The 21481-nt window shown below is 28.9% G+C and carries 20 protein-coding genes; 9 read left to right on the forward strand and 11 right to left on the reverse strand.

What is annotated here, in order from left to right; translation table 11 throughout:
- Window positions 1-215 precede the first annotated feature (215 nt).
- Window positions 216-1346, forward strand: a complete 1131-nt coding sequence (locus KM800_RS05640) for a sensor histidine kinase (RefSeq protein WP_217812234.1) — start codon at window positions 216-218, stop codon at window positions 1344-1346.
- A gap of 4 nt (window positions 1347-1350) precedes the next feature.
- Window positions 1351-2280, forward strand: coding sequence for a response regulator (locus KM800_RS05645; protein WP_217812201.1), 930 nt, complete (start codon window positions 1351-1353; stop codon window positions 2278-2280).
- 25 nt (window positions 2281-2305) lie between these two features.
- Here KM800_RS05645 and KM800_RS05650 read toward each other — a convergent pair whose 3' ends face one another.
- Window positions 2306-3355, reverse strand: coding sequence for a 3D domain-containing protein (locus KM800_RS05650; protein WP_217812202.1), 1050 nt, complete (start codon window positions 3353-3355; stop codon window positions 2306-2308).
- Window positions 3356-3581: 226 nt separating this feature from the next.
- Window positions 3582-4358, reverse strand: coding sequence for a TatD family hydrolase (locus KM800_RS05655; protein WP_217812203.1), 777 nt, complete (start codon window positions 4356-4358; stop codon window positions 3582-3584).
- Window positions 4359-4524: 166 nt separating this feature from the next.
- On the opposite strand from KM800_RS05655, the gene KM800_RS05660 reads away from it, so the two are divergent.
- Window positions 4525-6156, forward strand: a complete 1632-nt coding sequence (locus tag KM800_RS05660; protein ID WP_217812204.1) for an NAD-dependent malic enzyme — start codon at window positions 4525-4527, stop codon at window positions 6154-6156.
- A 44-nt stretch (window positions 6157-6200) separates the two neighbouring features.
- Here KM800_RS05660 and metG read toward each other — a convergent pair whose 3' ends face one another.
- The 4 genes from metG to KM800_RS05680 form a co-directional block, all read right to left on the reverse strand.
- A complete protein-coding gene (gene metG, locus KM800_RS05665; RefSeq protein WP_217812205.1) occupies window positions 6201-8135 on the reverse strand; it encodes a methionine--tRNA ligase in 1935 nt (644 codons plus the stop codon).
- A 369-nt stretch (window positions 8136-8504) separates the two neighbouring features.
- Window positions 8505-9065, reverse strand: coding sequence for a uracil-DNA glycosylase (locus tag KM800_RS05670; protein ID WP_217812206.1), 561 nt, complete (start codon window positions 9063-9065; stop codon window positions 8505-8507).
- Window positions 9066-9167: 102 nt separating this feature from the next.
- Complete coding sequence (locus tag KM800_RS05675; protein WP_217812207.1) at window positions 9168-10661, reverse strand: Ig-like domain-containing protein; 1494 nt, start codon at window positions 10659-10661, stop codon at window positions 9168-9170.
- Window positions 10662-10703: 42 nt separating this feature from the next.
- The gene (locus KM800_RS05680; RefSeq protein ID WP_254906471.1) at window positions 10704-11603 is read right to left on the reverse strand and encodes a polysaccharide deacetylase family protein; all 900 of its coding nucleotides are present in this window, start codon (window positions 11601-11603) and stop codon (window positions 10704-10706) included.
- 791 nt (window positions 11604-12394) lie between these two features.
- Between KM800_RS05680 and KM800_RS05685 the strand changes: the two genes are divergently transcribed.
- Together KM800_RS05685 and ispF are read left to right on the forward strand one after the other, a co-directional pair.
- The gene (locus KM800_RS05685; protein ID WP_217812208.1) at window positions 12395-12577 is read left to right on the forward strand and encodes a hypothetical protein; all 183 of its coding nucleotides are present in this window, start codon (window positions 12395-12397) and stop codon (window positions 12575-12577) included.
- Window positions 12578-12652: 75 nt separating this feature from the next.
- Complete coding sequence (gene ispF, locus KM800_RS05690) at window positions 12653-13132, forward strand: 2-C-methyl-D-erythritol 2,4-cyclodiphosphate synthase (RefSeq protein ID WP_217812209.1); 480 nt, start codon at window positions 12653-12655, stop codon at window positions 13130-13132.
- A 4-nt stretch (window positions 13133-13136) separates the two neighbouring features.
- On the opposite strand, the gene KM800_RS05695 is transcribed toward ispF, so the two are convergent.
- A complete protein-coding gene (locus tag KM800_RS05695) occupies window positions 13137-13751 on the reverse strand; it encodes a DUF1836 domain-containing protein (RefSeq protein WP_217812210.1) in 615 nt (204 codons plus the stop codon).
- 283 nt (window positions 13752-14034) lie between these two features.
- On the opposite strand from KM800_RS05695, the gene KM800_RS05700 reads away from it, so the two are divergent.
- Genes KM800_RS05700 through KM800_RS05710 form a run of 3 tightly spaced genes read left to right on the forward strand, consistent with a single transcriptional unit; the run spans window position 14035 to window position 15963 of the window.
- Window positions 14035-14607: a hypothetical protein gene (locus KM800_RS05700; RefSeq protein WP_217812211.1), complete on the forward strand. Its 573-nt coding sequence runs from the start codon at window positions 14035-14037 to the stop codon at window positions 14605-14607.
- A 17-nt stretch (window positions 14608-14624) separates the two neighbouring features.
- Complete coding sequence (locus KM800_RS05705; RefSeq protein ID WP_217812212.1) at window positions 14625-15281, forward strand: PspA/IM30 family protein; 657 nt, start codon at window positions 14625-14627, stop codon at window positions 15279-15281.
- A 28-nt stretch (window positions 15282-15309) separates the two neighbouring features.
- On the forward strand, window positions 15310-15963 hold the full coding sequence (locus tag KM800_RS05710; protein WP_217812213.1) for a DUF1292 domain-containing protein: 654 nt from the start codon (window positions 15310-15312) through the stop codon (window positions 15961-15963).
- A gap of 149 nt (window positions 15964-16112) precedes the next feature.
- Here the strand turns inward: KM800_RS05710 and KM800_RS05715 are convergent, their stop codons facing one another.
- Window positions 16113-17507, reverse strand: coding sequence for an HD domain-containing protein (locus tag KM800_RS05715; RefSeq protein WP_217812214.1), 1395 nt, complete (start codon window positions 17505-17507; stop codon window positions 16113-16115).
- A gap of 389 nt (window positions 17508-17896) precedes the next feature.
- Here KM800_RS05715 and KM800_RS05720 point away from each other — a divergent pair, with 389 nt between their 5' ends.
- Complete coding sequence (locus KM800_RS05720) at window positions 17897-18142, forward strand: AbrB/MazE/SpoVT family DNA-binding domain-containing protein (protein WP_217812215.1); 246 nt, start codon at window positions 17897-17899, stop codon at window positions 18140-18142.
- Window positions 18143-18279: 137 nt separating this feature from the next.
- Here KM800_RS05720 and KM800_RS05725 read toward each other — a convergent pair whose 3' ends face one another.
- The 3 genes from KM800_RS05725 to KM800_RS05735 form a co-directional block, all read right to left on the reverse strand.
- Complete coding sequence (locus KM800_RS05725) at window positions 18280-19374, reverse strand: NlpC/P60 family protein (protein WP_217812216.1); 1095 nt, start codon at window positions 19372-19374, stop codon at window positions 18280-18282.
- A gap of 424 nt (window positions 19375-19798) precedes the next feature.
- The gene (rsmI, locus tag KM800_RS05730) at window positions 19799-20644 is read right to left on the reverse strand and encodes a 16S rRNA (cytidine(1402)-2'-O)-methyltransferase (protein WP_217812217.1); all 846 of its coding nucleotides are present in this window, start codon (window positions 20642-20644) and stop codon (window positions 19799-19801) included.
- Window positions 20631-21398 (reverse strand): tRNA1(Val) (adenine(37)-N6)-methyltransferase, encoded by a 768-nt coding sequence (locus KM800_RS05735; RefSeq protein WP_217812218.1) that lies wholly within the window; start codon window positions 21396-21398, stop codon window positions 20631-20633. Before KM800_RS05735 ends, rsmI begins: the two co-directional genes overlap by 14 nt.
- Window positions 21399-21481: the final 83 nt, after the last annotated feature.

Below are 21481 nucleotides of genomic sequence, written 5' to 3' on the forward strand. Positions count from 1 at the left end.
AGATTTCTGATATTCTTTTATATAGATTAAATATACTATTTTAAATCGGGAGATGTGAATTATTGTCGAAAAAGAATTTTTACATAATAGTCCTTTTTATATTATTAGTACCTATAGTAGGTGAATTTAAATTTTTCCCTTTTCACGATAGTTTTCGTGTAAGCTTAGGTACCCCACTATTTTTCTTCTGGTTATTATTTACACATAAGATGCCCATGATTTTACCTACATTTATAATAGGTATAGTTGTAGTGTCCTTTAGAATATTTATTGATTTAATTTCAAATAATAATTTTGAATTTATTATTTCTTTTTCAACACATTTATCTACATTTTTCTATTATTTTACTTATTCTCTTCTCTTTTATTTAATGAAAGTAAAGAGATTTCAAAATCGTTTGCCTATAATAATAGGTTTATCTACTCTTATAGAAATATGCTCAAGTACAATTGAACTTGTATTCAGACATTTTATATTATCAGATACTATTAATGGAATAATACTGGGCAAAATAGTGCTCATAGCTCTTATAAGAAGTATTTTTGTTCTTGGAATTTTTAGCATGATCAAATTACAGAAAACTGAACAGGAAATAGAACATCAACAAATACAAAATGCTCATATGATTTTTTTAATATCCAATTTATATGAAGAATCTATAGAATTAAAGAAATCCCTTCAAAATGCAGAAAATATAACTAGAAACTGTTATAATTTATATAGAAAAATACAAAGTAAAGATTTAAATATAAATATAGATGAATTATCTAAAAAATTACTGGTTATTGCTGGAGAAGTACATGACATAAAAAAAGATAATCAAAGAATATATTCTGGTATTTCCAAAATGATTTCCAACGAAAATTCTACAGATTACATGGATATAAAAGAAATAGGTAATATAATTATTAATAGCAATAAAAAATATGCAGACTCATTAGGTAAAAATATAAAATTTTTTCTTACTATTAAATCACATGTAAAACACATTCATATTTATACAACTTTATCACTTATTAATAATTTGGTATCCAATTCTGTAGAAGCTATATCCCAAAATGGAATAATAAAAATTATGATTTATAGAATCGATAATTGTATAAGATTCGAAGTCCATGACAACGGTATTGGTATTCCTGATAAAAAAAGAGATTTGATTTTTAAGGCTGGCTATACTACTAAATATGATATGTATGGTACTCCTTCTACCGGTATGGGTCTTCCATATATCAAAAAATTAGTGGAAGAACTAAATGGTACTATAGAATTAAAAAGTGAAGTAAATTCAAACAATACAGTTTTTACTATTACACTTCCTATTAAAAGTTTATCTGAGAAAGGATGATATAATGAACTTTTTTATTGTTGACGATGATGAAGTAATCCGTTCCATGATAAAAGAAATTATTGAAGATTATGATCTTGGAAAAGTAGTAGGGGCCTCTGAAGATGGCTCTTATATAAATACAGATATGCTTAATTTTAAAAAAGTGGATATTCTTATCATAGACTTGCTTATGCCTATTAAAGATGGTATTCAAACAGTACAGGATTTAGGTCCATCTTTTGATTTTAAAATTATAATGCTTTCACAAGTAGAAGATAAAAATATAATAGGTGATGCATATTCTCTTAATATAGAATACTATATTACAAAACCAATTAATAGATTGGAAGTAATAAAAGTAATAGAAAAGGTATCAAATAATATCAAGCTTCAAAGATCTATAAAAGACATTCAGAAAACTATAAGCATACTCGGTCTTGAAAAGTCTAAAAAAATAGATAAAAAATCTACTGTACAGAAAAATATTATCGAATGTGGAGAATTTATATTAACAGATCTTGGTATGATAAGTGAAAGCGGAAGTACCGATATTATAGACATACTTCAATATCTTTCAGATTATTATAGAGGAAATTCTTTTAAAAATGATTTTCCATCTTTAAAAGATCTATTTACGAATACATCAACAAAAAGGCTTGGCAGTTCTTACACAAAAGAAAACTTACAAAAAGAATTCAAAGCTTCGGAACAGAGAGTAAGAAGAGCAATATTCCAGGGTTTAAGTTATATAGCTTCTCTTGGGCTGACAGATTACTCCAATACTAAATTCGAGGAATACTCCTCTAAGTTTTTTGATTTTACAGAGGTCCGCAAAAGAATGCTCGAACTGCAAAATGAAATTCATAGTTCCATGTCTCATATACGTATAAATACCAAAAAATTTATAAAGGTATTTTATATGGAAGCTAAAAAGAGCAGCAAAAATATTTAACCAAAAAAATAGGAGCATAAAACTCCTATTCAATGACATACACATTAACCGTTTTTACTCCCCAGTTGTTTGCTTCTGAACTGGAGTTAAAAAACAGATCCAGTCTATTTCCCTTAATGGCACCGCCAGTATCCTCAGCTATGGCATAACCATAACCGTCTATATACAACCTTGTGCCTAATGGTATCACTCTTGGATCAACTGCTACAGAACTAACATTACTTCTTTTAGCTACAGTACCTGTAGCTGTTATGCCAAATCCTGGATCTCCAGGTCCCTTGCCTGTACTTTCATAATCTGCAGTATATGCAGTTGATCTCATCTGTAGAGATTTAGCATATGAAAAATTACCTCCTCTTGAAGGGGTATAAGATACTGCATCTGCTGATAAAGTACCCATTGCAACAACCTTTTGTACAGGCTGTTTTTTGACTACTTCTCTTATAACCTTCCTGGCGGTTTCCTTCCCATTTTCATATATAATTCTTGTTACAGTCTCTTTTTCTCCATTTCTACCTTCCTGAATAACTTTTTTACTACCAGACTGGACACTGGTATCATCTTTTACAACTGTTTCATATTCTATAGGTATATTTGTGCTTACTTCCTTACTGTCAACCCTGGTTACACATACTTTTAATTCATTTTTTAATGGCAAATCTCCACTTGGAGATACTCTATCCAAACTTCTCAATTTAATTTTTTCTGCTTCCAACATATGAAAAACATCATCTTCTGCAGAATGTACGTGTACCTTTCTTCCGTCAACAACAACTTCCAATTTTACTGCTCTTTTAATATATAATTTTCCTTTGTCGTAAACTTTGCTGTTTAAACTAGGGGTTACTTTATCCTTAGGTCCTACCTTAATTTTGTTATTATTCAATATTTTCCCATAATTACTGCTGAAAGTAGTAATTTTCTTATCTGTGCCATCTACTGAAATAGTTATTGTCTTTTTCATATTAAAAATTACCGCAGTCACTATTATAACTAAAACCGCTATAATAACTGCTGATGTCTTAGGACCATTGGAAAAATATTTGTTTACGTATGTCCTTAACTTTCCCACCATAAAAAATACCTCCTCTGGGTAAGAGCGATACACAATATTATAACGGCAAGCTTGATTTATGTCAAATAATCGCTCTAATAGGCTGTTAAATGCATTCTATGCATAAACTAATAAAATATTATTATGATTCCAAATTGACTTTATTAACAGCCTTATAAATCCTATAAAGAAAATACTTTCAGATGAAAAATATTATAACTAAATTACTATATATATATGATAAATATCATGATTTTATTCCAAGTAATTTTTTATTGTTGGCAATTGTTATACTACTCAATTCTTCTGCTCTTATTTGTCTTATTTCAGCTATCTTTTCTATTATAAATTTTATGTATTCAGATCTGTTTCTATTACCTCTAAAAGGAGTCGGTGCCATATAGGGACAATCAGTTTCAACTAAAATTCTGTCAAGTGGAACTTCTTTTGCCACATCAACTACTTTCTTTGCATTTTTAAAAGTTACCACTCCTGTAAAGCCTATATAATACCCAAGTTTAACGCACTCTCTAGCAAATTCAACACTTCCAGAAAAACAATGAATCTCCCCTTTAACACTGCTAAATTGCTTTATTATTTCAAGAGTATCTCCATGAGCTTCCCTATCGTGAATGATTACTGGAAGATTCAACTCTTTGGCAAGTTTCATTTGTCTTATAAAAACTTTTTTTTGGATATCTCTAGGTGGATTCTCTTTATAATAATAATCAAGTCCTATTTCACCAATAGCCCTAACTTTAGACATTTTAGATAAATTTTTGAGTTCTGTAACTGTATCCTCTGAAAATTTATCTGCGTACTCTGGATGTATGCCTACAGCCGCATAAAATATATCATGCTTTTTTGAAAGCTCTGCAGAAGCTCTTGATCCTTGTATTGATGCACCACAATTCAACACTCCTACAATTCTATTTTTTACAAGTTCTTCTATTATAATTTCCCTGTCTTTATCAAATTGCTCATCATCATAATGTGCATGAGCATCAAATATATCAAAATCCATTTTAAATTCCCTCCTTTTATTTTATATTGTACATATAACTACAATCTTTAACATGCCTTATATAGTTTAATTTTTGCTATAGGTATAGTATACTTCATTATATGGATTTATAAGTTATAAAAAGTTGAAAAACCATTAAAATATATCAACAAGGAGTGTTTAATAAATGCCTAATTTAACAGGACAGGATCTATTGAGAAATCCTTTTTTTAACAAAGGAACTGCTTTTACACACCAAGAAAGAGAAAAATATGATCTGGTAGGTTTTTTGCCCGATGCAGTAAGGACAATAGATGAACAGGAAAAGATTATATATGAAAAGATTATATCCATTCAAGATAACCTTGAAAAACATCTTTTTCTAATGAATTTATATGACACAAATCGCACTCTTTTCTACTATATTGTTGGAAAACATGTTACAGAATTCCTCCCTATTATTTATACTCCAACTATAGGAGATGCAGTAATAAACTATTCAAAAAATTTTGATACTCCAAAAGATGCTGTATTCTTATCTGTAGATAATCCAGGAAATATAAGAAACTCTATTGAAGCCGCTTTAAAAAATCTTGATGAAATTAAGCTTATAGTTGTAACAGATGGAGAAGGAGTACTTGGAATAGGTGACTGGGGAGTACACGGTGTAGACATATCAATAGGGAAATTGGCAGTGTATACTGTAGCCGCTGGTATAAATCCTAAAAATGTTCTTCCTGTAGTAATAGATGCAGGTACAAACAATGAAAAACTTCTAAATGATCCACTATACATAGGAAATAAACATAATAGAATTACAGGAAAGATATATGATGATTTTATAGACCAATTTGTTAAAATATCCCTTGACCTTTTTCCAGAAGTTCTCATACACTGGGAAGATTTTGGCCGGGGCAATGCAAGAAAAATTCTTGAAAAATATAGAAAAGACATATGTACATTCAATGACGATATCCAGGGAACTGGAGTAATGATGGTATCTGCCATGAATGCTATAGCTAAAGTTACAAAAATTCCCGTAAAAAATCATATAGTATTGGTATTTGGAGGGGGTACTGCAGGTGTTGGTGTCTCTGATCAAATATTTCTTGAAAAAGTTAAAAACGGATTGACTGAAGATGAAGCCAAAGCACAGTTTTATCTCGTAGATAGGCAGGGACTTTTAACTCAGGATATGGACGGTCTTACAGATGGACAAAAGAAATATGCTCGACCAAGTGGGGAATTTAAAAATCCATTAAAATCTCTGGCAGAAATAGTAGATGCAGTTAAACCTACAGTACTTATTGGAACTTCAGGTGTTCATGGTGCTTTTACAGAACAAGTTGTAAAAAGTATGTCAAAATCCACAAAAAGACCTGCCATCATGCCTATTTCAAATCCTACAAAACTATGTGAAGCAACTGCAGAAGATGTTATAAAATGGTCTGATGGTAAAGCCCTAGTAGTTACCGGTAGTCCTTCTGATCCAGTGGAATACAATGGGGTTACATACACAATAGGTCAGGCTAATAATGCACTTCTTTATCCAGGTCTTGGGCTTGGTATAATAGTTGCAAAATCAAAAGTAGTCACAGATGATATGCTCTCTGCTGCTGCAAATGGAATTGCTTCTCTCCAGGACATGTCAAAATTAGGTGCACCTATACTTCCACCGGTATCAATGCTTAGAGAATCATCAAAACTTGTAGCAACTGCTGTAGTAACTCAAGCAGTTAAGGAAGGCATAAACCGAAATACTATTGAAGATCCAAAAAAAGCAGTAGAAAATGAACTCTGGGAACCATGTTATAGATAATACAAAAATAAACTGCCGGTAATTATATACCGACAGTTTATTTTCTATTTTACAATACTTCCTGTTTCCAATTCTCCAGATATGGTAGCTGTGAATAATTTGCTTTCATCGTCTGATGCTGCTGAAAGTATCATTCCCTGGGAAATCTCGCCTCTTAATTTAATAGACTTTAAATTTGCCACAACTACAACGAATTTACCTACAAGATCTTCAGGCTTATAGTATTTAGCTATACCTGATACAATCTGCCTTTCTTCTCCTCCAATGTCAACCTTAAACTTAAGAAGTTTTTTAGCTCCTTTTATATTTTCACAATTAATTACTTTTGCTACTCTTAAATCCAATTTGTCAAAATCATCTATAGTTATCTCTTGCTTTATAGGTTTCATCTTTTTATTGTTTTTAGCTTCCTGCTGCTCCTTAAGTTTGTTGAGTTCTTCTATCTTTTTATCAACATCTATTCTTGGGAATATGGCTTCTCCTCTGTTTATTTTAGTGCCAGACTTTGTACCATTAAAGGAATTCAAACTTTTCCATGATATGGCTTCAACATTCAACTGATCATTTATTTTCTTGCTAGTGTCTGGTAAAAATGAAGATATACATACTGAAATTATCCTTAAAGATTCTGCCAGATTATAAAGTACTGTTGACAGATTTCCTCTTTTGGATTCATCTTTAGCAAGTATCCATGGCATAGTTTCATCTATGTACTTATTGGATTTGCCTACAAGCTCCCATATGCTATCCAAAGCTTCAGGTATTCTAAGTGCATTCATATTGTCTTCTACTTTTTGAGGAACTTCAAGAGCTATGTTTTTCAAGCTATCATCCGCATCATTTTTTTCCAAAGCTTCAGGTATTATCCCATCAAAATATTTGTCTATCATAGCGCACGTTCTTGAAAGAAGATTTCCAAGATCATTTGCCAAATCTGAATTTATTTTATTTATAAATATTTCATTATTGAATAGTCCGTCCGATCCAAATGGAATTTCTCTAAGTAAATAGTATCTTACAGGATCTGTTCCAAAATTATTTACAAGTACAACAGGATCTACAACATTACCTTTAGATTTTGACATCTTGCCGCCGTTTACCAGCAGCCATCCATGTCCAAACACCTGTTTAGGTAAAGGAAGTCCAAGTGCCATAAGCATTATAGGCCAATAAATCGTATGGAATCTCAATATATCCTTGCCAACTAGGTGTACATTTGCGGGCCAATATTTATCAAACATTTCCGTATTATCACTTCCATAACCAAGAGCAGTTATATAGTTCACAAGAGCATCTATCCAAACATATATTACGTGTTTTTCATCAAAAGTTACAGGTATACCCCAGTTGAATGAAGTTCTTGATACACATAAGTCCTGAAGACCAGGTTTTAAGAAGTTATTCAACATCTCATTTTTTCGTGACTCCGGCTGTATAAATTCAGGATGATTCTCAATATACTCTATAAGTTTTGGAGCATATTTTGACATTTTAAAAAAATATGCTTCTTCTTTTGTCTTCTCCACAGGTCTTCCACAGTCAGGACATTTGCCATCCACTAATTGTGTTTCTGTCCAAAAGGATTCACATGGTGTACAGTACCATCCTTCATATTTTCCTTTATATATATCTCCCTGATCATATAATTTCTTAAATATTTTCTGTACTGCATTTACATGATAGTCATCTGTAGTTCTTATAAATTTATCATAACTTATATTCATCATTCCCCAAAGTTCTTTTATTCCGCTTACTATTTCATCTACATATTCCTTTGGAGTAATACCTTTGGCCTCAGCCAGTCTTTGAATTTTCTGCCCATGTTCATCTGTTCCAGTTAAAAGCATGACATCATAACCTGTTAATCTTTTAAATCTGGCTAATGCATCCGCGGCCACAGTAGTATAGGTATTTCCTATATGAAGTTTAGCTGATGGATAATAAATTGGTGTTGTAATATAATAAGTTTTTTTATTCATTTCTATTACTTCCCTTCCTTTTACATTTGTTTAATGGATTATTTTTATAATACTGGCAATAAAAAGCCTCTATATAGATATAACAATATCCATATAGAGGTATACAATAACACTTTACCACTCTATTTCATTTTTACCTCACAGTAAAAATCTCACTAAGTAATTTAAATTACTATACAGTATAACGTCTGTAAATCCGGACTACCTTAATATATTTTCAGATAATATGCTCCAGATCCATATTCATAAATCAATATGCCATCAGTTTCCACCAGACACTGACTCTCTCTTAAACCTTTGATTTATTACTCTTTCCTTCATTGCATTTTTCAGTAACATAATAAATTATATATTTTTGTCTGTCAATATTTATGCTGAAATTTCTCTATATTTTTTATTTATAGCTTTTAAATCTTCTAAAAATAATTGATTTTTATTTGGATCTCTAAGGATTGCAGAAGGATGAAAAGTTGTTGTCATATAAAATCCCTTTCTTTCAATCCATTTGCCTCGATCCCTTGTAATTCGCCAATCTGTTCCCAATATATATCTCATGGCAGTTGCACCTAAGCATACTATGATTTTAGGTTTTACAAGTGCAACTTGATTTCTTACATATTGAAGACATACCTTTGCTTCATCTTCATAGGGTGTTCTATTTTTTTCAGGTCTGCATTTGCAAATATTACATATATAATAGTCTTTATTTCTATAAAGATCTAATTCTTCTAAATACTTTGTCAGTAACTGTCCTGCTCTGCCTACAAAAGGAATACCAGTTCTATCCTCGTCTGCTCCTGGTGCTTCACCTATAAATATAATATCAGCCTTGGAGTTTCCATCTCCAAAAACCATATTTATTCTTGTATTTCCCAGAGCACATTTATGACAATTTATACATTCATCATAAAGTTCTTTCCACTTAAGCAATTTTATTCACTCCAATTAAGCATCGTATAATAATATTATTATACATTCTAATTTTAAAATATACAATTTATACTATAAATATACATATTTCTAAAATAAATTTTATTGTGCATATTTAGGTATGTCAAAATACATCGTTTGATATAATGAAGGTGCCATATTTATCATATTAATTATATTTGATATCTGATTATATGACCAGGAAATATCTGTCGCATACTGATGCTGACCTGGATCTGCTGGATTCCATCTCATCTTGTAGATAGTATCCTGTTTATAATCATCATTATTTATATAACTTTTAGAAAGCCATTGAGCTCCACCCGATATAGCAAGTTGAGGTGTAAACCATCCTTGTTCGTATGCCTTTTTGGAACCTTCACCATTTGGATCACTATCTACTGCCCCTATTCCAAAAAAGTTATAAACAACTTGCCCATCGTATTTTGCTTGTCCGCTTGAAAGATATGAAGTTCCAAGTGCCGTTTCAAGCATTGCATGAGACACTAAATAACTTACACTTATATTATTTGCCTTAGCAGCATTTATAAAGTCCTGTCCATGTCCTTTAAAAATACCCTTGTTTGCAAGAAAATTATTTAAATCATCTGCACTTATACCATCTTCATAACTAAGCTTCAAAAATTGATATTTTCCATATGAATCAAGAAAGTTACTTGGATTCATATAGTATTTTATCTGATTGGCAGAGGCTAAATTAGTAAAACTAGCAGTTTTAGAAAAATAAGGTCCCTCATTGGAATATCCTTCCCATGCCAATTGCTTGTTTACTCCATAACTCAATGATGTACTATAATTGGTATATTGAGCATTTGGAATACTTGAACTATCAACGCATCTAAAATAATTTACATAATAGTTGTCATAATCTGTATTCATATCTCTATGAGCTCCAGTAGACACCCCTGCTCTTCTTACATATATAATTGCTTTATATTTTTGTCCATTTGTTCCAGAAGCCAATTTCTTATTTGCTGTAACTACACCATTTACGGGAGATACATAGTTTTGAGTTATTTCTTGGAATGCTCCATCACTGTATGGATTGTCCTGTGCTACAAATATTCTATATTTAACATTCTGACCAGCTGTGGAATTCAATATAAAACCTTGATTTTGAGAATTTAGCAATGGTGTGTACTTAAAATCATTTGATGTTATAGCAGGTAATGCTGAATAATTTGTACCATCGGAATACTTATTTACAAGAGTAAACTTCAACGTACCGGACTCACTTAAAGGTACACCTGCTGAATCTTTAACTCCTTTACTTACATTTACAGTATATTGAGCACCAGGTATATATCCTGAAGTTTGTGGACTAATAAGCACTGTATATTTATCTTGAGATAAAGTTATAGCTACAGGTATACTATTGCCACTTGCATCCTTAACAATTATATTACTGCTGTTGACCGTATCTGATTCTAATGTCTTGTTAAATTTTACAGACCACTCCTTGTTAACATCTACACTATTTTTAGTGCCTGAATAAGCACTTGCAGTTATCTTAAATTGAAAACTTGTAAAAGAAATAGCTGCAACCAAAATCAATGTTCTTAACCTTTTATTCAAAATATTTCCCCCCATGTTATTTATTGAATACTATTTTCTTTATTATTTGTGCATATCGTATTCAGGATCTTTTAACCTTATCATGAACTCATTCATACTATGATTGGCACTCATATAAACTCTATGCAATTTGTATATTCCCTGAGACTTGTTTCCCCAGCCACTTTCTGTACTAAATGCCATTTTATATCCTGACACTTGAGCAGCCTTAATGGTATTTTGATTAAAGTGCCCAAATGGATATGCTATATAATCTATTTTTTTATTTAATATATTTTCTAAAAACTCTTTTGAATTTCTTAAAGTCTCAAGTTGCTTTTCATAACTTAATTTATCTAAATCATCATGATTTACAGTATGGCTTTCAATATCTATACCATTTTCATTCATTTCCCTCAACTGCTTTGAGGTTAAGTAGGAACTATCTTTATCTACCGTACTAGTTATGACAAATATAGTAGCATGAAATCCAAATTCCTTTAAAACAGGATACGCATTTACGTAGTTATCTTCATATCCATCATCAAACGTTATAAGTACGGATTTTTTAGGAACAGGTTTATTTTCCTCAATAAATTTATAAAACTCAGTTAAAGTCAATGTAGTATATCCACTATCTTTTAAAAATTTCATTTTTTCTCTAAATACATCCTTTGGAATTCTCAATTCATTACCTTTTTCATAATCTATGGAATGGAACATTAATACAGGTACTGAACTGTTATTATATATTACATCTCCTGTAAACTCTCTCGCTTTAGGAATTTTATAATCATTAGAATCTACTACCTTTACTGATTTATTAACATTATTTTTATGATTTATGGTTAAACCTGATTTTATATCCTGCAAAAAATCAAGTTTTAAAATATTACAAACGCCAACTAAACCTGCAGCAATTATTATACATGCTATTATTGTTTTCAATCCTCTTTTGTTCATGTATTCACTTCTCTCTACATAGTTTTTATAAAATATTATTTGGATTAATATGATAAATATACATAAAATAACATATATACTAAATTTAATAGTTACATACCTATTATAATAATATATAATGCTAATAACAATCATATTTATCAACAAAATTTTTAAATACTCTGTATAACTATGTCTATATGTAAGTTATAAACATTATCCACAAATTATATATTTATAATTTTTTATTATTTTAATATAAAAACAACCTAATTTATAATTTTATGCACATTATCCACAGATTGCTTGTTTATAAGTTGTTCAATACCAGTTATTATTATAATTTTCAGTAAATAAAATATTTTTTAATAATTTTTTTATTAATATATATCAACATTATCCACAGATTTGTGTATAACTTGTGCATAACTTTTTTATAGCTTATCTTAAGATTTATTAAAATTTAAATATATGCAGTAACAAATTAATAATATTCTTCATATAATATATTACCCGAATGAAACTGCCTAGCTCAAAAGTACTATTTCTTAAAACACATTATTTTACCTTTTTATCCTTATGCACAATATTTATTTTATAATAAATTCCTAAGTCTCTGAAATCAGAACTTAGGAATTACACCTCTTAAAATGCTGAATTATTTTTATATGGTATTTATTAAATAAATATTGTGTTTAAAATTTATCATGTTAATACATTTCAAGTCAAATATTTCTTACTATTTTATTAACAATGATATCAAAATATGATATCATTTAATTAGATACAATTTAAGGAAGGTGGGAGCTATTATGAAAGATAACGTTATCACAATTGATTTTTCAAAAGTAAGAAAGAAGAAACATGGAAAATTTAATCTTGTCACTTTTTTGAAAAACTTGTTTAATAATATATTTAGCCCTACAAGAGAAAATTCTTCAAACAAAAGTATATCTAATAAAAAAGTAATAAATTATTCAAAATATATCTCTTGATAGTAATTCAAGGTGCATTTTAAAGCACCTTTTTATTTTATAGGAATAAATTTTTACATATTATGGAGGATAAATATGAGAATTGGAATAGGTTACGATGTGCATAAATTAGTAGATGATAGACCGCTAATACTAGGAGGTATAACTATACCTTATCCAAAAGGTCTTTTAGGACATTCAGATGCAGATGTACTCACACATGCAATAATGGACAGTATGCTTGGAGCATTGGCTTTAGGTGATATAGGAAAACACTTTCCTGATACCGACTTAAAGTATAAAAATATATCCAGCATAAAATTATTATATTATGTAAATAATTTAATAATTAACAACAGGTATACTATAGGCAATATAGATTCTATAATAATTGCTCAGGAACCAAAAATTTCTCCTTATATAGATAAAATGAGAAATTGTATAGCCAAAACATTGAATCTTGATGTTAACTTAATAAGTATAAAAGCAACTACTGAGGAGGGTCTTGGATTTACGGGTAAAAAAGAAGGCATAGCATCTAAAAGCATATGCCTTTTAAATAAGAATATTGAATAACGTTTTAAATTTCTTTTTCATAGTTATTTACTATACTGTGTACTAAATTTTTTATTGAACTTGCTTGACAGATTAAAGACATGACTGAAAAAAACAATACTATTCTTTCCTCTTCTTCACTGGATTTCAAATTCATGTCTTTAATCATATTATTTAATCTTTCCTTATCAAATAAATCCTTTGCAATAATCTTTTTAAAACTATCTTTTTGTATATAAGAAAATACTTTATATGCCTTTTCCCATGATATTATATCATCTTCACCATCATTTATCTCATTAAAGGCTAATCTGAATACTTTCTTAATTTCCTCGGTAGATAATATAGGTCTCATATAACTTAATAATACAAGTTGAGCTAAATGATCTTTAGTATATCCTCTTTTTTTACCATTTACAGGTTTTGATATTACTTCATTTTTAACATAATTTTGTACTATGTTGTTTGTATATTTTTCTCCTGAAAATTTATCATTTAAATAATCTATTACCTGAGATAGGAATAAATCATATCTTGGTAAATCTTCATATGGTATAATTGTATTTTTAGATATTTCTTCAGCAGTATTTTTTACGTATTCCATATCAAATTCACTTTTTTTCAATTTTGATCCCTCCAATGATAACTTATAATATCATTATAAGTTATTTATAAACGCTTTACAAGGTAAGTATCTTTAGGATTTAATCATCTATATATTAGAAATTCCGTGTTATTGCAATACATAATTAGATTTATAATGAAATGTTGGCTAAATAGTTCATATTATTTCAAAATCGGATAATATAGTACTTGTAACATGGTATATTATACTGTATTATATAATCATAACTTATATTCATAATGATAAGTTAACATTATTATGGTACTATATTAATAAAAAAACAAGCATTTTATTGGAGGTGTCCAAAATATTTAAAAAGAAATCTTATATAGCTATATTTCTTGTTTTTTTATTTTTATTAATAAATACTATTTTACCAGGTTTTTTACATAATAAGGGTAATACTGCATATGCTAAATCCCCAACTCTAATAAGTTTTAAATCTGGAAGCTTTTCATCACATTCTTCCTCAAGAAGTTCTTCCCATAGTTCAAAATCTCAGGGTGGAAGCTTTAAATCAGGAAGTTTCTCAAAACCTAAATCGGATTATAAAAGCAATAAGAATTCTTCTACTAGTAGTGGAGATTTTAAGTCAGGAAGTTTTTCAAATTCTACAAAATCTGATTCAAAATCCTATAATAAAAAAGCTAATAATTCTTCATCGACACAAAGTTATAATAATGGAACTAATAGAAGATCATTTTTACCTATACCCATTCCAATTCCTTGGGGACATAATTACAGCTCAGGCAGCAATTATGGACAATCTAGTCTTTTATCACGATTTTTCTGGGGTTTTGTTAAATTTATAGTAGTAATATTAATACTACTATTTGTTATTAATAGAATAAATAAATTTAGAAAAAAATAATCTAGGAGGTTACTTAAATGAGTGTTTTTAAAAGAGTATCAAATATCTTCAGAGCTAAGATAAACAATAAATTAGATGAGGTTGAAAATCCTATAGAACTTTTGGACCAAAAATTACGTGACATGGAGGATAGCTTAAACAAAGCAAAATTATCATCCGCTCAAATACTAGGCAATGTTCATGAAATAAAAAAGAAAATGGAGGATTCCAAAAGAACTTCCGAAGAATTTGACAGTAAAGTTAAACTAGCATTAAATAAAGGTAATGAGAAATTAGCAAAAAAAGCATTGGAGAGAAAAATAACAGCAGATAAAACTTATGCATCTTTAGAGACAAGCTATAAAGACGCACATTCTAAAGCTGAAGCTATAAAAATAAAGTTAAAAGAACTAGAAGATGAAATTCAAAAAACTAGAAATTATAGAGATGAAGCTGCTGCAAGATATAACAATGCGGAAGCAAGTAAAAAGGTAAATGAAATTCTTGCAAATGTAGATGATGGAAGCAACAGGATAAACTTAGATGATGTTGAAAGAAAAATTCAACAAAAAGAAGCTTTGTCCAAGGGGATTGAAGATTTAAAAGAAGATAATTCATTAGATAAGGAATTTGAGAAATTAGATGACGTCAACTTAGATGAAGAACTTAAAAAGTATAAAGATAATAACCAATAGACTGTTAAACTTTAATGAGGTGAAAACAATGAGTAAAGTTGATGAATTTATAAATCATGAAAAAACTCATTATGGAAAAATATTTGTAGATATAAGCTATGCAATAGATAATATCTCTCCTTTTTTAGATAACAATATTTTATCTAGAAGAAAATATGTAGTAAAACTTGATATATTAAAAAAGTATATGGAGCTCCTTGAATCTACTGAATCAGAAATTAAGCACAGCAGCTTTTTTAATAAATTCAAAAGTGACAAATATATCTATCTTTTAAATGCCTATAAAGAAGATAATTTAGAATCAATTGAGCAACTAAAAAATTGCAGTACTTGTCAATGCCTCAATTGTACAACAGATTGTAAATTCGACAGTTGTCTTGGCTGTAAAAGTAATTCATATATTAACTATTGTGATAGAAAAAAGATAAATGCCACAAGACACTATAATTTCAATTTAACGCTTACAAATAATAAAACCAATCAAGACAGCAAATATACTACCTTGGCAACTCTGCAAAATGTAGAAAATGATAAAAAATATATAATAATACAAGATGTTCTTACAAAAGAAAAATTTATATTATATTATTATCCTGGAATATCAGAAGATAATTATAGTGAAATAACTGATTCTGATGAATTTGATTTTATAGTCTCTACATTTCAAACTATCGATAAATAAGTAATTTTATAAACTTATCCACAATACATATAAAGTTATACACATTTTCTGTGTATAACTTTATACATTGATACTATTAATTTAGACATAAATTCAAACAAACTTATCCACAGTGTTGATAAGTTTGTTTGTCAATAACTAAACATATATTATAATTTAGCCAACTTTATTTTTTTCACATATTCTATAGCTTGATCTTTTGTATTTATCTTTTTCAAATATCTGAGCTCATCAACGTTTTTTATAACATCGCCAACAATAGAACCTGTTTCCCCAAGAATATCTGAAATATAATTTCCATCTATAATTTTATTATTTTTTATTTCATCATATATCTTATATTCATAAAGCATATCTTCAACAAAACTTTTATATTTTTCTTTTTCATTTTCTTTATCTAAGAGCATCCTAGTAGCATAATTATCACAAAATGAAACTATAAGTATAGCTTTCGAAAGCTTATTATATCTAGAGAAAAATTTATAATAACTTTTTCTTTTATTCTCATCAGTATCTTTAAAATATTTAAGTGGATACATATGAGCTCCTACACTATCTTCTACAAGCTTAGATGCTTTTTGAGGAAATTTTAAATTTTCACATATTGTTTTACATATTTGTGCTCCAATTTCTTCATGTCCGAAAAAACTTATATTTCCATCTCTATTTTTTATATAAGCTTTGTACTTTCCTATATCATGTAAGAAACAAACTAGTCCAATATACTCTCTAGTACTAAACTCTCCAATTTTGCTGCTAAATTCAATTAAATCAATACCTTTTATATTTATTCTTTCCTTTATGATATCCTTAAAAACCTTATAAGTTAAATTACTGTGGGTAAAAACATCTTCTACATGATATTTGCATCTTCCAATAGTTTTTAACTCTTCTGTATATGGTATTAAATACTTAAGTACAGAAAAAGTATCCAATAACTCAAAAACTTTTCCTTCTGTATCATTTTCTATCATAGTCATCAATTCAGAAAAAACCCGTTCCTTTGGTGACTTAACAATCTTATATGCTTCTTTAACAAGCATATCCTCTGTCTCCTTGTTAAAATGCATTCCCAAGGTCAAATACATCCTTATTCCTCTTAAAATTCTTATAGGATCATTATCAAAGCTCTCTTGAGATACCGATTTAATTATTTTATTTTTAATAGCTCTTCTTCCATAAAAGGGATCTATTATTTTGTTTTGTAATACTTTCATCGCTATGGCATTTATCGTGAAATCCCTTTTACTTAAATCTTCCTCAATAGAATTCCCCTTAATTTCAGAAATATCTATAATATTTTCATCTAACAAACATCTATATATTCCTGCTGATTTTTTTATCGGGAAAAATTTATATTCCAATTTTTCAAGCCTTTTTATCAACTTTTCTATATTTCCATCATATATAAAATCTGCATCCTTTGGTTTATTTCTATAACTTATTAATTTATCTCTTATATATCCTCCAACCAAATAAACATTTCCACCAATTTCATTTAATATTGGATCCAAATTTTTAATAAATTGTTTTACATAATCCATATATATCACCTACTCTAAGTACTATTCTATCATATAAAAGTAATTTATTCCTATATAAAATTACTTTTATATGATAACTAAATTATTCTCTATCACACAATATTTTCGACATATATTTCTTATTAACCATATAATAACTATTTTATTATAAATAAAATTTTAATATTTTTTTCTATTAATTATTTAGAACTATAATCTTTTAAAACGCTTCATATAACTAGGTTTATAAGTTATATACACTTTATATTTATAGGTGTTATATTAGCACTCCAATGGAATTTAATAAGAAATATGTAAATATTTTTTGAAAATGTATTGACTTTTAATGTAATTTTTGCTACTATTTAATTATATTCATGTCGAATTATGGAACTTAAGGAGGAAAACAAATGAAATCAACAGGTGTTGTAAGAAGAGTGGACGAGTTAGGAAGAATTGTAATTCCTATAGAATTAAGAAGGACTTTAGACATTGCTGAAAAGGATGCTTTAGAAATATACGTAGATGGTGAACAAATCATATTAAAGAAATATCAACCAGCATGTATTTTCTGTGGTGATGCAAGAGATGTTGTAAATTACAAAGGAAAAAATATATGCAAGAATTGTTTAAATGAATTAAAAGAAGGAAGATAATTCTTCTGTAAAAATAGACTATTTTAAATGGTCTATTTTTTATTGGAATAATTTAATTCAAATATTCATATTAGTATATAATAGAATAAAAAATAAAAGATACATAGTCTTATTACTATGTATCCTTAGAAAAAACATTAGTTAACTCTTCTGCCACCACTAAAATCTGATCTGTCTACTGGAGCTATTTTAACTACATCACCAGTTTTAGGGGCATTTATGTATGAACCATTTCCTACATATATTCCTACATGATATGCAGGTGATCCGAAGAATACCAAATCTCCTGGTTGAAGATCTGATCTAGATACAGGAGTGCCCACATTTTGTTGATCCTGTGAAACTCTTGGAAGTGAAATTCCAAAGTGAGCATATACATATTGAACAAATCCTGAACAATCAAATCCAGATGGAGTAGTTCCACCCCAAACATAAGGAACTCCCAGAAAATTAGATGCATATGCTACTACTGCACTTGAAGAAGCTGATGCTGCTGATCCACCTCTTGAAATAGATTGAGAATTTCCTGATGAAGATGATTGAATTTTAGGTGCCGCTTCCCTAACTTTCTGTACATTAACTGCTGCTACAGCTACTACTCTTTTACTTTCAGCATTTGCTGCTGCTGCCTCGAGAACTTTTTCTTTTTTGTCTAAATCTGCTATTAATTTAGTCTGTGTAGACTTATCACTGTTAAGCTTGGCTAATTTATTCTCATTATCAGTCTTTAAAGCAATAAGTTTATTGCTTTCACTATTTAATTTTTCTTTTTCCTGTGCCAATTGCTGCTTTTTATCCTTTAAATCACTTATTACATCTTTATCCGAAGCCATTACTCTTTTTACTGTATCTACTCTCGACATAAAATCATTTATACTGCTTGAATTTAATATAACACCAAGGTAACTATCTACGCCATTTATGTACATTGCCCTTGCTCTTTTATTAAATAACTGTTGTTGAGTATTTATACTATCTTCTGCATTTTTTAGATTTTGCTTATTTTGATCTATATTGTTAGCTATAGCTTTAATGTCATTTTTATTATTGTTAATTTTATCTAATACTTGAGATATCTGATTGTCTAATTTTTCAACCTTGATTTGCAATTCCTGCTGTTGTTGTTTGACTTGATCTACAGAGCTTGTACTACTTGGTGCAGCCAAAACACTTCCACCTGTTGACAATGCTAATGTTAATGCAATAGCAACAGATATAGTTTTTCTATTCAAAATTCTGTACCCCCCCTATTAACTACTCTTTAACAAATGTTACTGACAATACTAAAAATTTTAATAATACTATTAGCAAATGCTGCAAATTGCTGTAAAATTAAATCTACTTAATAATAATAAGATAGATAAATTCTAACTGAAATGCTAATAATTTAGATTTGATGTATTAAAAGATCGAAAATGTACCGCTATATATATTGTCATGCACAATTAAATTAAAGATACAAGCTGACGATTTATTATCAATTTAAACTCATGTTTATTATTATACAATAAAATTAACAATATCACAACTTTTGCAATATATTTTTTTAAAATATTATAATCCGAAATTATATATGTTTTTATTAATAATCTAAAACTTTTCTTAGATCGGTTTTGACAATAAGTCAATATTTAAATTAAAAAGGTTATAAAAATACTATAACCCTATAGAATGTTTATAAATGTCAGATTTAGATATGTTTCTATCTTTAGCCACTTTTTTCACCGCTTCTTTTTTATCTAGTCCTCCATCCATATAACTTTTTATATGATCTGTGATACTTATATTATCCCAAGCTTTCTTCCTTTCTTCTATGACTTCTTCTTCAGACTTTCCACTAACTACTAATACTATTTCACCCTTTATATTTTGATCTCTATAATACAATAAGGCTTCTTCAATAGTAAATCTTAATATTTCTTCATGGATTTTTGTAAGTTCTCTACATACGGCTATTTTTCTGTTTCCCAGATTATTCTTTAAAAATGACAATGTATCTTTTAATCTATGTGGTGACTCATAAAAAATCAAAGTATCCGTTCTATCCTTTAGTTCTTCTATTATCTTTATTTTATCTTTATTTTGTCTTGGTAAAAACCCTCTAAAAGTAAAATGACTGCTATCCAGTCCTGAATAGACAAGTGCCGTAGTTACAGCTGTAGCTCCAGTAAGAACCTCAAAGTGAATTCCTTCTTCTATACATTTTTTTGCTATAACACTTCCTGGATCAGAAATTCCAGGTGTTCCTGCATCACTTACAATTGCTATGTTTTTTCCTTCTCTAATTTTGTTTATCAATACAGAGCTTTTATCATTTTCATTAAATTTATGATAACTTACAAGAGCCTTTTTTATCTCAAAATGATTTAAAAGCTTTAGAGTCTGTCTAGTATCTTCCGCTGCTATTATATCAACTGTTTTTAATACGTCTAATGCCCTCAGTGTTATATCCTGTAAATTTCCTATAGGCGTAGGAACCAAAAAGAGTTTACCTATTGCCATTTTTATCACTCCCATTTCTTCCATATATAATATTTATTTCTTCAGTATAATCACCATTTTCCCTATGAATTGCAAGAGGAGCTTCCCACTTTAGAAATTTTCCCCCATTTTTCTGACCTTCTATTAAAACCATATTGGGAGCTTTATTAATAGTTGGTTGAACCATTCTCATAAGTTTAGGCTCTATTGAATATTTTCTCATAATACACATTATATCTACAATACGCTCCGGTCTGTGAATCATATAAAACTTTCCATTATCTTTTAATACACTGGTTGCAGCTTTTATTACATCTTCCAAAGTACAGCATATTTCATGTCGTGCTATAGCATTCTTATCGTCTTTACTTACAATACCCGAATTTTTTAATTTATATGGTGGGTTTACAGTAACTACATCTACTTTAGACAAACTATTCATAAAATTTAAGTCTGACAGATCTTTATGTATGAATTCAAGTCTTTGCTCCATATTATTAAAACAAGCAGATCGTTTTGCCATATCAACCATATCTTTTTGTATTTCGATACCAGTTATGTGCTCCGCATTTGTCTTTCCTGCTAATATAAATGGAATTATTCCAGTTCCACTACATAAATCTATTACTTTCATCTTTGATTTTACTTTTGCAAAATTAGCAAGTAGTACTGCATCCACTCCAAATCTGAAAGCTTCTCTTTTTTGTATTATACATATACCGTTAAGTTGTAAATCATCAAGTGTCTCATCGTTTTTTAATAATTTTAATTTCAAAAAAATACCCTCGTTTCAATAATTTAAATTAATATCTATATATTAATTTAAATTAAGAAAAGGGTCAAATATTATATACTCTA

Source organism: Clostridium tyrobutyricum (assembly GCF_019144085.1).
In the GTDB taxonomy this organism is placed as follows: domain Bacteria; phylum Bacillota; class Clostridia; order Clostridiales; family Clostridiaceae; genus Clostridium_B; species Clostridium_B tyrobutyricum_A.